This is a genomic window from Pseudomonas fluorescens (assembly GCF_030344995.1).
GTDB lineage: Bacteria > Pseudomonadota > Gammaproteobacteria > Pseudomonadales > Pseudomonadaceae > Aquipseudomonas > Aquipseudomonas fluorescens_BF.
This window is the reverse complement of record NZ_CP128260.1, coordinates 5,555,046-5,567,961: the sequence shown is the minus strand read 5'-3', so window position 1 is coordinate 5,567,961 and position 12,916 is coordinate 5,555,046. Positions and strand designations below refer to the sequence as shown.

The following is a 12,916-nucleotide window of genomic DNA, read 5'->3' as shown; positions in this document are numbered from 1 at the left end:
AAGCGTGGTTGTTTGGTCGGATTCGACGCAAACGCTTCTAAGAAACGGCAGTTTTCGCTGATGAATCAGGATGCGGAGGACGAGGGAGAATTACCAATAGCACGCAGTCCAGCGCAAAGCGGGGGCGCTGGACGAGTTTGGAGGTTCCGAGACTCAGCGAGTGCGATAACGCAGGCGGGTACCGAAATTCATCGACATCAGGATTTCGTCAGCACTCAGCTCCGGCGGGAAGTAGGCCCCGGAGATCTGCGCATGAGCCAGGCTCGCACCTTCCAGCGAAGCATTGCGAAAGTCGATGCCGCGCAGGTCGGCGGAACGGAAGTAGGCGTCCCGGAAATCCACGCCATCGGCGTTCAGTTCGCGCAGGTCGAGACCACGGAAGTCGCCGCCAACCATATCGATCGGGCCGTCTTTCGGGCGTTCCTTGTTGAAACCTGTGATGTCGTCTTTGTGCAGCAAGGCATAAAGCGGGGTGTCGAGAAGTTTCGGCTGGCTCATGTCAAATCACCTGTTGGTTTTATGACGCCAGTATAGTGCCACTATTTGACGGCCGTGAAGCGAGCGAGGGCTTCACGGCCGAAATAGTTTCTTACAGACCTGGCAGGCGCTGGCGGATCTGCGCCACGACGGTATCCAGGGTGCCGGACTCATTGGTCTGCACGCGTTTACTGCGCAGGATTTCTTCCGGGGTGAGCGCTTCACGGTTGGCCTGTTGTGCTTCGATCACGGCGAGGGTCGCGTCGGACGGATCCTTCTTGTCTGCCTGACGAATCGCCAGCCAGCTCTCGATCACGGCCTGCGGAGCGTTGCAGTCGAGGATCAGGAATGGCGCGCCAGTGGCTTCGGCAACCTTGGCGGCGTTGTCGCGTTGTTCGCGCTTGAGGTAAGTGGCGTCGATCACCACCGGGAAACCGGCGTGCAGGATCACTTCGGCGATTTCATGCAGACGAGCATAGGTCGCGGTGCTGGCATCGGCGCTGTAAATCCCGGCCTGAACATCATTGGCAACGGTTTGCTCGCCGAACAGACGCTTGCGCTCGACATCGGAACGCAGACGGATGGCGCCCAGCGCTTCGACCAGACGCATGGCCACGTGGCTTTTGCCTACAGCGGACACGCCGTGGGTAATCGCCATGAAACGCGAAGGAATGGTGCTGTAGCTTTCCGCCAGGTTCGCGTAGTTGCGGTACTGGCGCAGGGTGGTAGCGCGTTGCACCGGAGTGGCGTCAGCCGGCATGCTGAACAGTGCAACCTTCGCACGCACCAGGGCGCGGTAAGCCTTGTAGAAGTTCAGCACTTCCAGGCCTTGATAGTCGCCGGTCAGTTCCAGGTACTGGCTGATGAAGCGACGGGCCAGGGATTTCAGGCCACGGTCTTCCAGGTCCATCGCCAGGAAACCGGTGTCGGCCCAGACGTCGGTGAAACGGAACGGTTCGTTGAATTCGATGCAGTCGAAGATCACGACCTTGCCGTCGATCAGCGTGGCGTTGCCCAGGTGAATGTCACCGTGGCACTCGCGAGTGAACCCGTCGGCCTTGCGTTGGGCGAACAACGGTTTCAGGCGATCGAAACTGCTTTCGGCCCACGCTTGCAGGGCGTCGAGTTGCAGCAGGTCATTCTTGTCGCTGAGGAACGGCAGAATCTGTTCGAAGTTCTGGCGCACCGGCGCCATTACGCTTTCAGGCGTGCCGGCATCGTGTTCGGCCGGGACTTTCGGCGCGTTGAGGTGGAAGCGGGCGATCTGCTCGGCCATCGCGTCGACGTGCGCGGTGGTCAGCTCGCCGTTGGCTTGCAGGGTGCTGAGCAGGCCGCTCTGCGGGAACTGGCGCATTTTCAGCAAATATTCGATGGCCGGGCCTTCGCCGCCCAGTTGCGGGGCTTCGGCGCTGCCGGTCACTGGAATCACTTCCAGATACAAATCTTCGGTCAGGCGCTGGTTCAGGCGCAGCTCTTCGCCGCAGAAGTGCTCACGGGAATCGAGACCAGTGAAATCAAGGAAGCCGAAATTCACCGGTTTCTTCACTTTATAAGCGTAGGGGCCGGTGAGCAGCACCCATGAGATATGGGTTTCGATGACCTGGAACCCTTCGACGGGGTGCGGGTAGAGGGCCGGGTTTTGCAGGGCAGCGATCAGGGACTGGCTCACGGACGATCCTTCAGAGACTGGGGGAAATTCAAGGCGCTCATTATGGCCGCTCGCCAGCCCGACGCAAACCTCGGAGCGCTCCTGTTGAGTATGAATAAAGTGCGTATAATCCGCCGCCATGACTCGTACTCGATCCCCTCGTACCCCTAAAAAACCAGCTTCCCGGGGCCTGCGCCCATGGTTGGGCTGGGCCCTTAAACTCAGTCTGGTCGGCCTTGTGGTGCTGGCCGGCTTTGCCGTTTACCTCGATGCGGTGGTGCAGGAGAAGTTCTCCGGCAAGCGCTGGACCATCCCGGCCAAGGTGTACGCGCGTCCGCTTGAGCTGTTCGTCGGACAGAAGCTGAGCAAGGACGATTTCCTCACCGAACTCGATGCCCTGGGCTATCGCCGCGAAGCCGTGAGCAACGGTCCCGGCGCGGCGGCGGTCAATGGCAACACGGTTGATCTGAATACCCGTGGCTTCCAGTTCTATGAAGGCCTGGAAAAGCCGCAGCCAGTGCGCGTACGTTTCTCCGGCGATTACGTGGCCGAACTCTCGGCGACCAACGGTTCGAAGCTCTCCGTGGTACGCCTGGAGCCGCTGATGATCGGCGGTATCTACCCGAAAAACCTCGAAGACCGGATTCTGATCAAGCTCGATCAGGTGCCGCCGTATCTGCTGGAAACCCTGGTCGCCGTGGAAGACCGGGATTTCTACAGCCACTGGGGCGTGTCGCCGAAATCGATTGCCCGCGCAGTCTGGGTCAACACATCCGGCGGCAAGATGACTCAGGGCGGCAGTACGCTGACCCAGCAACTGGTCAAGAACTTCTACCTCACCAACGAACGCAGCCTGACCCGCAAGCTCACCGAAGCGATGATGGCGATGCTGCTCGAGCTGCATTACGACAAAAAGGAAATCCTTGAGGCGTACCTCAACGAAGTCTTTGTCGGTCAGGACGGCCAGCGCGCGGTGCATGGTTTCGGTCTGGCCAGCCAGTTCTTCTTCGCCCAACCCTTGTCCGAGCTGAAACTGCACCAGGTCGCGCTGCTGGTCGGCATGGTCAAAGGCCCGTCCTATTACAACCCACGTCGCAACCCGGAGCGGGCGCTGGAGCGACGTAATCTGGTGCTCGACGTGCTTGAGCAGCAGGGCGTCGCTTCTGCCGAACAGGTCGCTGCCGCGAAGAAAATGCCGCTGGGCGTGACCACGCGCGGCAAGCTGGCCGACAGCTCGTTCCCGGGCTTCATCGATCTGGTCAAGCGCCAGTTGCGTGAAGACTATCGCGATGAAGACTTGACCGAAGAAGGCCTGCGGATCTTCACCAGTTTCGATCCGATCCTGCAGATGAAGGCAGAAGCCTCGGTCAACGACACCTTCAAACGTCTTGCCGGTCGCAAAGGTTCCGACGATGTGGAAGCGGCGATGGTCGTGACCAATCCGGAAACCGGTGAAGTCCAGGCCATGATCGGCAGCCGTCAGGCAAGTTTTGCCGGATTCAACCGCGCACTGGACGCCGTGCGGCCGATCGGGTCGCTGGTCAAGCCTGCGGTTTATCTGACGGCACTGGAGAAACCGAGCCAGTACACGCTGACCAGTTGGCTGTCGGACGACCCGCTTTCCATCAAAGGCGCAGACGGCCAGGTCTGGAAACCGCAGAACTATGACCGTCGCTCCCACGGCACGGTGTTCCTGTATCAGGGTCTGGCGCATTCCTACAACCTGTCGACCTCGCGTCTCGGCCTGGCAGTGGGTGTTCCGAATGTCCTCAAGACCATCGGGCGCCTGGGTGTGACTCGCGAGTTCCCGGCGTTCCCGTCGATGCTGCTCGGTGCAGGCGGCATGACACCGATCGAAGTCGCGACGATGTACCAGACCCTGGCCAACGGTGGCTTCAATACGCCGATGCGCGGGATCCGCAGCGTGCTGACTGCCGAGGGCGAGCCGCTCAAACGTTATCCGTTCCAGATCGAGCAACGCTTCGATCCGGCCTCGATCTACCTGATCCAGAACGCCATGCAGCGGGTCATGCGTGAAGGCACCGGCAGTTCGGTTTATAACGTGTTGCCAAGAACCCTGACACTGGCGGGCAAGACTGGTACCAGTAACGATTCGCGCGACAGCTGGTTCGCCGGTTTCAGCCAGGATCTGCTGGCGGTGGTCTGGCTCGGCCGCGACGACAACGGCAAGACCCCGTTCACCGGGGCCACCGGTGCGTTGCAGGTCTGGACCAGTTTCATGCGCAAGGCCGACCCGCTGCCGCTGGACATGCCGCAGCCGGATAACGTGGTGCAGGCGTGGGTCGATTCGCGTACCGGCCAGGGCTCCGATGCCAACTGTCCGGGCGCCGTGCAGATGCCGTATATTCGCGGCAGCGAACCGCCACCCGGCGCCTCCTGCGCCGGCGAAAGCCCGGCCTCGGGCGAGTCGGTGATGGATTGGGTCAAGGGCTGGATGAATTAAGCAAAGAGGGTTTCAAGTGAACAAGTGGTTGATTCCAGCGGTGACCGCCGTGGCTTTGCTCAGCGGCTGCTCCACCGTACAGCGTGGTTCGATCCCGGTTGTAGATTCCGGCACCGCCGTGTCCAACAGCGAGCGCATTTCGGCCAATGGCGGTTTCCGTCAAACGACGGTGAAGCGTCCTGCACAGGCCCAGACCCAGGCAATCCCGCAAGGCGATACCGGTGTGGTGGTCATGGTGCCGGGCGGCGCAGCGGCTTCGGCACCGATCAGCACTTCGCCGATCGTTCCGGGCCCGGCGTCTGGCGGCATCACGCCGGGACCGTATAACCCGTCGGCGGTCGAGTCCGCACCGATCAACTCCGGCAGCTACAGCATGCCTTCGACGCCGAGCGGTATTCCCTCGGCCAGCAGCAGCGGCGGCGGTCTGTCTGCCGATGAACAACTGGACGGCCCGGTACTCGCGCTTTTGACCACTGCGCAACAGCAGCAGGCCGGTGGCGACCTCAACGGCGCGTCCTCCAGCCTGGAGCGCGCCCAGCGTGTAGCGCCGCGCGAGCCGCAAGTGTTGTACCGTCTGGCGCAGGTGCGCATGGCCCAGGGCGATGCGCCACAAGCCGAGCAGACCGCTCGCCGTGCATTGACCATGGCCAACGGTCGTCCGGACTTGCAGGCCAGCCTGTGGGAATTGATCGCTCAGGCGCGTGAGAAACAAGGTGATTCCGCCGGCGCCACTCTGGCCCGTCAGAAGGCCAAGGTTTCGCTGTGATGGACAGTCGTTTCTCCAAAGTCGCCGATCAACTCCTGTTGATCGAACGTGAACTGCGCGCCCAGGGCTGGTGGGATGACGTCCAGCCCTCGGTCGAAGCCCTGAGCAGTGTCGAGCCGTTTTCGGTCGACACCCTCGATTTCGAACAGTGGCTGCAATGGATCTTCCTGCCGCGGATGAAGATGATCCTCGAACAGGATCTGCCATTGCCCAATGCCTCGGGCATTCAGGAAATGGCCGAGATGGTTTTTGCCCAGCGCAATCTGCAGGGCAAAGATCGGCAGCTTCAGGTATTGCTCAAAGAGTTCGACCTGCTGATCACCGCTTCGCGCTGAACCGGGAGCTGCCAGTGGTTACTGGCAGTTTTCCGCAATCTGTTTTTGTGCCTCCGCGGTACGCTGCTGGCGCTGGTCGTCGCTCAGCCGCCGCAATTCTCCCTCCACTTCCTCCCTCAATCGCGGATTGTTCTGCAGTTGCGCGAGATTCGTGCGCGCCTGTTCGCAAAACGCCTTGAGTTGGTTCTGTTGCTCGGCCACTTGCTTCTTGACCTTGTCATCGATGGCTTTCTGATCGCCCAGCGCACCGCCGCCAGGTAATGCCGCTGGCTTTGGCGCAGGAGAGGAGGGTGTCTCCACGGCGGTGGATGACTGTCCTTGTGGTGGCTGTTGATCGAAATGGGTGACGCCCTGGGCATCGACCCATTTGTAGATCTGACCAGCCATGCACCATGGGCTGGCGCTGATTAGTAGAGTCAGGAGAAGCGTTCGCATGCTGATTCCTTGGCAAAACTGCGCAATTGAAGCTAACAGAGTAGCGGTTTCCAGGTTTTTTCTTGCGTTCTCATGTGCTTACCCACAATTAAGCACATAGACGGCTTGACTTGCAGAGGGCGAAACAGAAGAATCCAAAGTCCGCTGTACAGGGACTGCCAGAAGCAGACCCTCTCGGCAGATCATGAGGCGCATATCCGCGTCGACCTGTTACACCCGCAACGCGTTACCTCGCGCTGGGTGGGAAAGGCCCGCAACACTTGGGACGATCCCAATACTTGCTCAGTCAGTGCTGACGTAGTCGGCGACCACCGTCGCTCATGCTCTGCCGAGAAGTAAACCTATTAAGACCCGTTCGCTTTTTTGTGGACGGTATTCTGGCGTTTTAGAGGTGAACAACGTGGAGCTTTTATCTGGCGGTGAGATGCTCGTCCGCTTTTTGCGTGACGAAGGCGTCAAATATATCTACGGGTACCCGGGTGGTGCTCTCCTTCATGTTTACGATGCCCTGTTCAAAGAACCGGAAGTGACCCACATCCTGGTTCGTCACGAACAAGCGGCTACCCATATGGCTGACGGCTATGCCCGTGCCACCGGTAAAGCCGGCGTGGTATTGGTGACTTCCGGTCCAGGCGCCACAAACGCCATCACCGGTATCGCCACTGCCTATATGGACTCGATTCCAATGGTGATCATTTCCGGTCAGGTGCCAAGCACCATGGTCGGCACCGACGCGTTCCAGGAAACCGACATGATCGGTATCTCCCGGCCGATCGTGAAGCACAGCTTCATGATCAAGCACGCTTCGGAAATCCCGGAAGTCATGAAGAAAGCCTTCTACCTGGCGCAATCCGGTCGTCCGGGCCCGGTCGTGGTCGATATCCCGAAAGACATGACCAACCCGGCCGAGAAGTTCGAATACATCTTCCCAAAGAAAGCCAAACTGCGTTCCTACAGCCCGGCCGTTCGCGGTCACTCCGGGCAAATCCGCAAGGCGGCAGAAATGCTCCTGGCGGCCAAGCGTCCCGTGCTGTACTCCGGCGGTGGCGTGATCCTCGGCAACGGCTCCGCGCCGCTGACCGAACTGGCGCAAATGCTCAACCTGCCGGTTACCAATACCTTGATGGGCCTGGGTGGCTACCCTGGCACTGATCGTCAGTTCATCGGCATGCTAGGCATGCACGGCAGCTACACCGCAAACCTTGCGATGCACCATGCCGACGTGATCCTGGCAGTAGGTGCGCGTTTCGACGATCGCGTGATCAACGGCGCGCCGAAGTTCTGCCCGAACGCCAAGATCATTCACATCGACATCGACCCGGCTTCGATTTCCAAGACCATCAAGGCCGACGTGCCAATCGTGGGTCCGGTGGAGAGCGTCCTGACTGAAATGGTCGCGATCCTCAAGGAAATCGGCGAAACCCCGAACAAGGAAGCCGTTGCCAGCTGGTGGAAGCAGGTTGACGAATGGCGCGGTGATCGCGGCCTGTTCCCTTACGACAAGGGCGACGGCAGCAAGATCAAGCCACAGACCGTGATCGAAACCCTGTGCGAAGTGACCAAGGGCGACGCCTTTGTGACCTCCGACGTGGGCCAGCACCAGATGTTTGCTGCGCAGTACTACAAGTTCAACAAGCCGAATCGCTGGATCAACTCCGGTGGCCTGGGCACGATGGGCTTCGGTCTGCCGGCAGCGATGGGTATCGCGCTGAGCTTCCCTGACACCGATGTTGCGTGCGTCACCGGTGAAGGCAGTATCCAGATGAACATCCAGGAACTGTCGACCTGCCTGCAATACGGTTTGCCGGTCAAGATCGTCATCCTGAACAACGGTGTTCTGGGCATGGTTCGTCAGTGGCAGGACATGAGTTACGGCAGCCGTCACTCGCACTCCTACATGGAATCCTTGCCTGACTTCGTCAAGCTGGCTGAAGCCTATGGCCACGTCGGCGTGCGCATCACCGAATCGAAAGATTTGAAGTCGAAGATGGAAGAGGCGTTCGCCATGAAAGATCGCCTGGTGGTGATCGACATTTCGGTCGACACCAGCGAGCACGTCTATCCGATGCAGATCAAAGACGGCTCGATGCGCGATATGTGGCTGAGCAAGACGGAGCGTACCTAATCATGCGGCACATTATTTCCTTGCTTCTGGAAAACGAACCCGGTGCTTTGTCTCGCGTAGTCGGCCTGTTCTCGCAGCGCAACTACAACATCGAAAGCCTGACCGTGGCGCCAACCGAAGACCCGACCCTGTCGCGTCTGACGCTGACCACTGTCGGCCACGATGAAATCATCGAGCAGATCACCAAAAACCTGAACAAGCTGATCGAAGTGGTCAAGCTGGTGGACCTGTCGGAAAGCGCTCACATCGAGCGTGAACTGATGCTGGTCAAGGTCAAGGCCACTGGCGCCCAGCGCGCCGAGATCAAACGCACCACCGATATCTACCGTGGACAGATCGTCGACGTCAGCGCCAGCGTGTATACCGTTCAACTGACCGGTACCAGCGACAAGCTCGACAGCTTCATTCAGTCCATCGGCACCGCATCGATTCTGGAGACAGTCCGCAGTGGCGTCACCGGTATTGCCCGCGGCGACAAAGTACTCAGCATCTAAACCAAATTAGCGAATGGCCTGAACGGCCTGGATATAAAGGGGAAATTCATGAAAGTTTTCTACGATAAAGACTGCGACCTGTCGATCATCCAGGGCAAGAAAGTTGCCATCATCGGTTACGGCTCCCAGGGCCACGCCCAAGCGTGCAACCTGAAAGATTCCGGTGTCGACGTTACCGTCGGTCTGCGTAAAGGTTCGGCTACCGTTGCCAAGGCTGAAGCCCACGGCCTGAAAGTGACCGACGTGGCTGCCGCTGTTGCCGGTGCCGACCTGGTCATGATTCTGACCCCGGACGAGTTCCAGTCCCAGCTGTACAAGAACGAAATCGAGCCGAACATCAAGAAGGGCGCCACCCTGGCCTTCTCCCACGGCTTCGCGATCCACTACAACCAGGTTGTTCCGCGTGCCGACCTCGACGTGATCATGATCGCGCCAAAAGCCCCGGGCCACACCGTACGTTCCGAGTTCGTGAAAGGCGGCGGTATCCCTGACCTGATCGCGATCTACCAGGACGCCTCGGGCAACGCCAAGAACGTTGCACTGTCCTACGCCGCTGGCGTTGGTGGCGGTCGTACCGGCATCATCGAAACCACCTTCAAGGACGAGACCGAAACCGACCTGTTCGGCGAACAAGCCGTTCTGTGCGGCGGTACCGTTGAACTGGTAAAAGCCGGTTTCGAAACTCTGGTTGAAGCTGGCTACGCGCCGGAAATGGCCTACTTCGAGTGCCTGCACGAACTGAAACTGATCGTTGACCTCATGTACGAAGGCGGTATCGCCAACATGAACTACTCGATCTCCAACAACGCTGAATACGGCGAGTACGTGACGGGTCCGGAAGTGATCAACGCCGAATCCCGTCAGGCCATGCGCAACGCCCTGAAACGTATTCAGGACGGCGAATACGCCAAAATGTTCATCAGCGAAGGCGCAACCGGCTACCCTTCGATGACCGCCAAGCGTCGTAACAACGCCGCTCACGGTATCGAAATCATCGGCGAGCAACTGCGCTCCATGATGCCGTGGATCGGTGCCAACAAGATCGTCGACAAAGCCAAAAACTAAGTCGTAGAACCTTGTATGAAAAAACGCGGCCTCGGCCGCGTTTTTTCGTATGGGCGGGCGGTTCTGGTATAAAGCTGCATCGTTTGTGGCCGAACCGTCGTCCCAGACACCTGTCGAAAATGTCCAATCCGTTGCAAGGTACTGTCCATGAGCGAACGTCCCGAAGAGCCGAACCAGGCTTCCGACGCCGAAAGCCTGTTGCCCATCGATGAGCACATCGAAGAAGGGCATGATGCAGAAGGCCGTAAAGTCCGGCATCGTGGTATCTATCTTCTGCCGAATCTGTTTACCACTGCGAACCTGTTCGCAGGGTTCTATTCCATCATCAACTCGATGAGTGCCCAGGCTGCGCTGAGCGCCGGTGACTCGGCGAATGCGAGCAAGTACTTCGCCTTTGCTGCCATCGCGATTTTCGTCGCCATGGTGCTCGACGGTCTTGATGGTCGCGTAGCGCGTATGACCAATACCCAAAGTGCCTTCGGCGCCGAGTACGACTCACTGTCGGACATGGTTGCCTTTGGTGTGGCGCCGGCGCTTTTGGCTTTCGGCTGGGCGCTGGGTGACATGGGCAAGGTCGGCTGGATGGTTGCCTTCATTTATGTGGCGGGTGCGGCATTGCGTTTGGCGCGCTTCAACACTCAGGTGGGGACCGCCGACAAGCGCTATTTCATCGGTCTGGCCAGCCCGGCTGCTGCCGGTGTGGTTGCTGGGATTGTCTGGGCGTTCAGCGATTACGGGATCCAGGGGTCGAAGATGTCGTTCCTGGTTGCGTTGATGGTCGCGGCCGCCGGCATGCTGATGGTCAGCAACATCAAGTACAACAGCTTCAAGGAGCTGGATCTGAAGGGGCGCGTGCCTTTCGTGGCGATCCTTGCAGTGGTGCTGGTCTTCGCCGTGGTGTTCAGCGATCCTCCTCGCATTCTGCTGCTGGTGTTCCTCGCCTATGCCGCTTCGGGCCCGGTGCAGTATCTGTTGCATCTTCGTCGTCACAAACACGCCGAGTGATGTAATTTCCCTCATGCTCCGCAGTCTATGGTGCATCTGTCCTCCAAAGCTGCGGAGTAGCCATGCTGATCAAAGTCCCCAAAGCGTCCGACTGCCATGAGTCGGACGTCACGCCTGAATCCATTTATTTCTCTCGCCGACAATTGCTCGGAGCTACTGCGGCCGGTTTGACCATGAGCAGTCTGCCGCGCTGGGCCAGTGCCGAAGAGGCTGCCCGCTATGCCGATGTCGACGCCGGAAAGGCACCCGCCTGGTTCACTGAGAAACTTTCCTCAGTCAAATGGGGCGCGGTGAACGTCAAGGATGAGGCGATCACACCTTTCAAAGACGCCACCCATTACAACAACTTCTATGAGTTCGGCACCGACAAGGGTGACCCGGCGGCCAATGCCGGTTCGTTGAAAACCGAACCGTGGAGTGTTGTCGTGGACGGGGAGGTGGGTAAGCCGGGGCGTTATGCTCTGGAAGACTTCATGAAGCCTTACCAGTTGGAAGAGCGTATTTATCGCCTGCGCTGTGTCGAGGCGTGGTCGATGGTGATTCCCTGGATCGGTTTTCCCATCTCGGCACTGTTGAAGCAGGTAGAACCTACCTCGAATGCCAAATACATTCGCTTCGAAACTTTGCAGGATCCGAAGAGCATGCCCGGACAGCGTTCGGGATTTGCCCTGATCGACTGGCCCTATGTAGAAGGCTTGCGTCTGGATGAGGCGATGAATCCCTTGGCGATTCTGGCGGTGGGTATGTATGGCCGCGAATTGCCAAACCAGAACGGTGCGCCGTTGCGTCTGGTGGTGCCTTGGAAGTACGGATTCAAGAGCGTCAAATCCATCGTGCGGATCAGTCTGGTCAGCGAGCAGCCGAAGACAACCTGGCAGAGCATTGCGGCGGATGAGTACGGGTTCTATGCGAATGTGAACCCTACCGTAGACCATCCACGTTGGACTCAGGCTCGGGAGCGGCGGCTGCCCAACAGTCTGTTCAAGCCGAATGTGCGTGATACGCAAATGTTCAACGGCTACGCGGATGAGGTCGCTTCTTTATATACAGGGCTCGATCTGCGGAAGAACTACTGATGCGATATCCGATCTGGCGTGTAGGTGTTTTCCTGGCAGCGGCGATCTGGCCGTTGTTCTGGTTCTATCAGGCCTTTGCGGATCTGCTTGGGCCTGATCCTGGGAAAGTCCTGGTTGATCGGCTGGGGCTTGGGACATTGGTACTGCTGTTGATCACCCTGAGTATGACGCCGCTGCAGAAACTGACGGGGTGGGCCGGGTGGATTGCTGTGCGTCGGCAGTTGGGGCTCTGGTGTTTTGCTTATGTGGTTCTGCATCTTTGCAGCTATATGGCGTTCATTCTCGGTTTCGACTGGTCGCAACTGGGTGTCGAGCTGCGCAAGCGTCCTTACATCATTGTGGGTGCTCTGGGTTTTCTGGGGTTGTTGGCATTGGCGATTACCTCCAACCGATACAGTCAGCGCCGTTTAGGTACCCGCTGGAAGAAGTTGCACCGGCTGGTGTATGTGATTCTCGGGTTGGGATTGCTACATATGTTGTGGATTGTGCGTGCTGATCTTAAGGAGTGGGCGATCTATGCCTTTATAGGTGTTTTCCTTTTGGCGCTGCGGATTCCTCCTTTGAACCGCCGGATCCCGCGTTTGATGGGTAAAAAGCAGGTTTTTCAAGAAAAGCGAAATTAGGGGTTGACGGCAGCTTCTGAGTCTCTATAATTCGCCCCACTTCCGGCGCAGTCGAAATGGAAAACTCCTTGAGATTCAATGAGTTAAGCAAGTTTCGAAGGTGGGTCGCTTCAGTTCATCGAAGCTTGGAAGGAGTTGGAAATGCCGGCTGGTTCTGGCGCTTTCAACGGTTCGATCTTCTCGGTCGAAAGCGGAGAAAAAGAGGTGTTGACAGCAGCGTGTAACGCTGTAGAATTCGCCTCCCGCTAACGAGAGATCGGAAGCGCAAGTGGTTGAAGTTGTTGAAGAAATCTTCGAAAACTTCTGAAAATAATCACTTGACAGCAAATGAGGCTGCTGTAGAATGCGCGCCTCGGTTGAGACGAAAGATCTTAACCAACCGCTCTTTAACAACTGAATCAAG

At 58.4% G+C, this 12,916-nt stretch carries 12 protein-coding genes; 9 read left to right on the top strand and 3 right to left on the bottom strand.

Annotated features, from left to right (window positions below):
* Positions 1–153: 153 nt before the first annotated feature.
* Both QR290_RS24970 and QR290_RS24965 read right to left on the bottom strand, forming a co-directional pair.
* Positions 154–498 carry a pentapeptide repeat-containing protein gene (locus tag QR290_RS24970; protein WP_085712138.1) on the bottom strand — a complete coding sequence of 115 codons (345 nt, stop codon included), beginning with the start codon at positions 496–498 and terminating at the stop codon, positions 154–156.
* A gap of 91 nt (positions 499–589) precedes the next feature.
* The gene (locus tag QR290_RS24965; protein ID WP_134021095.1) at positions 590–2,146 is read right to left on the bottom strand and encodes an AAA family ATPase; all 1,557 of its coding nucleotides are present in this window, start codon (positions 2,144–2,146) and stop codon (positions 590–592) included.
* Between the two features lie 118 nt (positions 2,147–2,264).
* Here QR290_RS24965 and mrcB point away from each other — a divergent pair, with 118 nt between their 5' ends.
* The 3 genes from mrcB to QR290_RS24950 are packed head-to-tail and all read left to right on the top strand — an operon-like array spanning position 2,265 to position 5,690.
* Positions 2,265–4,589: a penicillin-binding protein 1B gene (gene mrcB, locus QR290_RS24960; protein WP_289203811.1), complete on the top strand. Its 2,325-nt coding sequence runs from the start codon at positions 2,265–2,267 to the stop codon at positions 4,587–4,589.
* 16 nt (positions 4,590–4,605) lie between these two features.
* Complete coding sequence (locus QR290_RS24955; RefSeq protein ID WP_115079220.1) at positions 4,606–5,355, top strand: hypothetical protein; 750 nt, start codon at positions 4,606–4,608, stop codon at positions 5,353–5,355.
* Positions 5,355–5,690 carry a YqcC family protein gene (locus QR290_RS24950; protein WP_064599443.1) on the top strand — a complete coding sequence of 112 codons (336 nt, stop codon included), beginning with the start codon at positions 5,355–5,357 and terminating at the stop codon, positions 5,688–5,690. Before QR290_RS24955 ends, QR290_RS24950 begins: the two co-directional genes overlap by 1 nt.
* An 18-nt stretch (positions 5,691–5,708) precedes the next feature.
* Here QR290_RS24950 and QR290_RS24945 read toward each other — a convergent pair whose 3' ends face one another.
* On the bottom strand, positions 5,709–6,125 hold the full coding sequence (locus tag QR290_RS24945; protein ID WP_115079219.1) for a DUF4124 domain-containing protein: 417 nt from the start codon (positions 6,123–6,125) through the stop codon (positions 5,709–5,711).
* A 400-nt stretch (positions 6,126–6,525) separates the two neighbouring features.
* Between QR290_RS24945 and QR290_RS24940 the strand changes: the two genes are divergently transcribed.
* From QR290_RS24940 to msrQ, 6 genes are all read left to right on the top strand, one after another.
* Positions 6,526–8,250 carry an acetolactate synthase 3 large subunit gene (locus QR290_RS24940; protein WP_085608788.1) on the top strand — a complete coding sequence of 575 codons (1,725 nt, stop codon included), beginning with the start codon at positions 6,526–6,528 and terminating at the stop codon, positions 8,248–8,250.
* Between the two features lie 2 nt (positions 8,251–8,252).
* Positions 8,253–8,744: an acetolactate synthase small subunit gene (ilvN, locus tag QR290_RS24935; RefSeq protein ID WP_003205610.1), complete on the top strand. Its 492-nt coding sequence runs from the start codon at positions 8,253–8,255 to the stop codon at positions 8,742–8,744.
* Positions 8,745–8,792: 48 nt separating this feature from the next.
* Complete coding sequence (gene ilvC, locus QR290_RS24930) at positions 8,793–9,809, top strand: ketol-acid reductoisomerase (RefSeq protein WP_007959661.1); 1,017 nt, start codon at positions 8,793–8,795, stop codon at positions 9,807–9,809.
* A gap of 147 nt (positions 9,810–9,956) precedes the next feature.
* Positions 9,957–10,814 carry a CDP-diacylglycerol--serine O-phosphatidyltransferase gene (gene pssA, locus QR290_RS24925; protein ID WP_007959662.1) on the top strand — a complete coding sequence of 286 codons (858 nt, stop codon included), beginning with the start codon at positions 9,957–9,959 and terminating at the stop codon, positions 10,812–10,814.
* Between the two features lie 62 nt (positions 10,815–10,876).
* On the top strand, positions 10,877–11,890 hold the full coding sequence (msrP, locus tag QR290_RS24920; RefSeq protein WP_115079217.1) for a protein-methionine-sulfoxide reductase catalytic subunit MsrP: 1,014 nt from the start codon (positions 10,877–10,879) through the stop codon (positions 11,888–11,890).
* Complete coding sequence (gene msrQ / locus QR290_RS24915; RefSeq protein ID WP_115079216.1) at positions 11,890–12,513, top strand: protein-methionine-sulfoxide reductase heme-binding subunit MsrQ; 624 nt, start codon at positions 11,890–11,892, stop codon at positions 12,511–12,513. The genes msrP and msrQ overlap by 1 nt, the downstream gene beginning before the upstream one ends.
* Positions 12,514–12,916 lie beyond the last annotated feature (403 nt).

Excerpts from the sequence above, each read along its gene's own strand:
- ilvC (WP_007959661.1), top strand. The coding sequence starts at position 8,793 with ATGAAAGTTTTCTACGATAAAGACTGCGACCTGTCGATCATCCAGGGC.
- pssA (WP_007959662.1), top strand. The coding sequence starts at position 9,957 with ATGAGCGAACGTCCCGAAGAGCCGAACCAGGCTTCCGACGCCGAAAGC.
- QR290_RS24950 (WP_064599443.1), top strand. The coding sequence starts at position 5,355 with ATGGACAGTCGTTTCTCCAAAGTCGCCGATCAACTCCTGTTGATCGAA.
- ilvN (WP_003205610.1), top strand. The coding sequence starts at position 8,253 with ATGCGGCACATTATTTCCTTGCTTCTGGAAAACGAACCCGGTGCTTTG.
- mrcB (WP_289203811.1), top strand. The coding sequence starts at position 2,265 with ATGACTCGTACTCGATCCCCTCGTACCCCTAAAAAACCAGCTTCCCGG.
- QR290_RS24970 (WP_085712138.1), bottom strand. The coding sequence starts at position 498 with ATGAGCCAGCCGAAACTTCTCGACACCCCGCTTTATGCCTTGCTGCAC.
- QR290_RS24945 (WP_115079219.1), bottom strand. The coding sequence starts at position 6,125 with ATGCGAACGCTTCTCCTGACTCTACTAATCAGCGCCAGCCCATGGTGC.
- msrP (WP_115079217.1), top strand. The coding sequence starts at position 10,877 with ATGCTGATCAAAGTCCCCAAAGCGTCCGACTGCCATGAGTCGGACGTC.
- msrQ (WP_115079216.1), top strand. The coding sequence starts at position 11,890 with ATGCGATATCCGATCTGGCGTGTAGGTGTTTTCCTGGCAGCGGCGATC.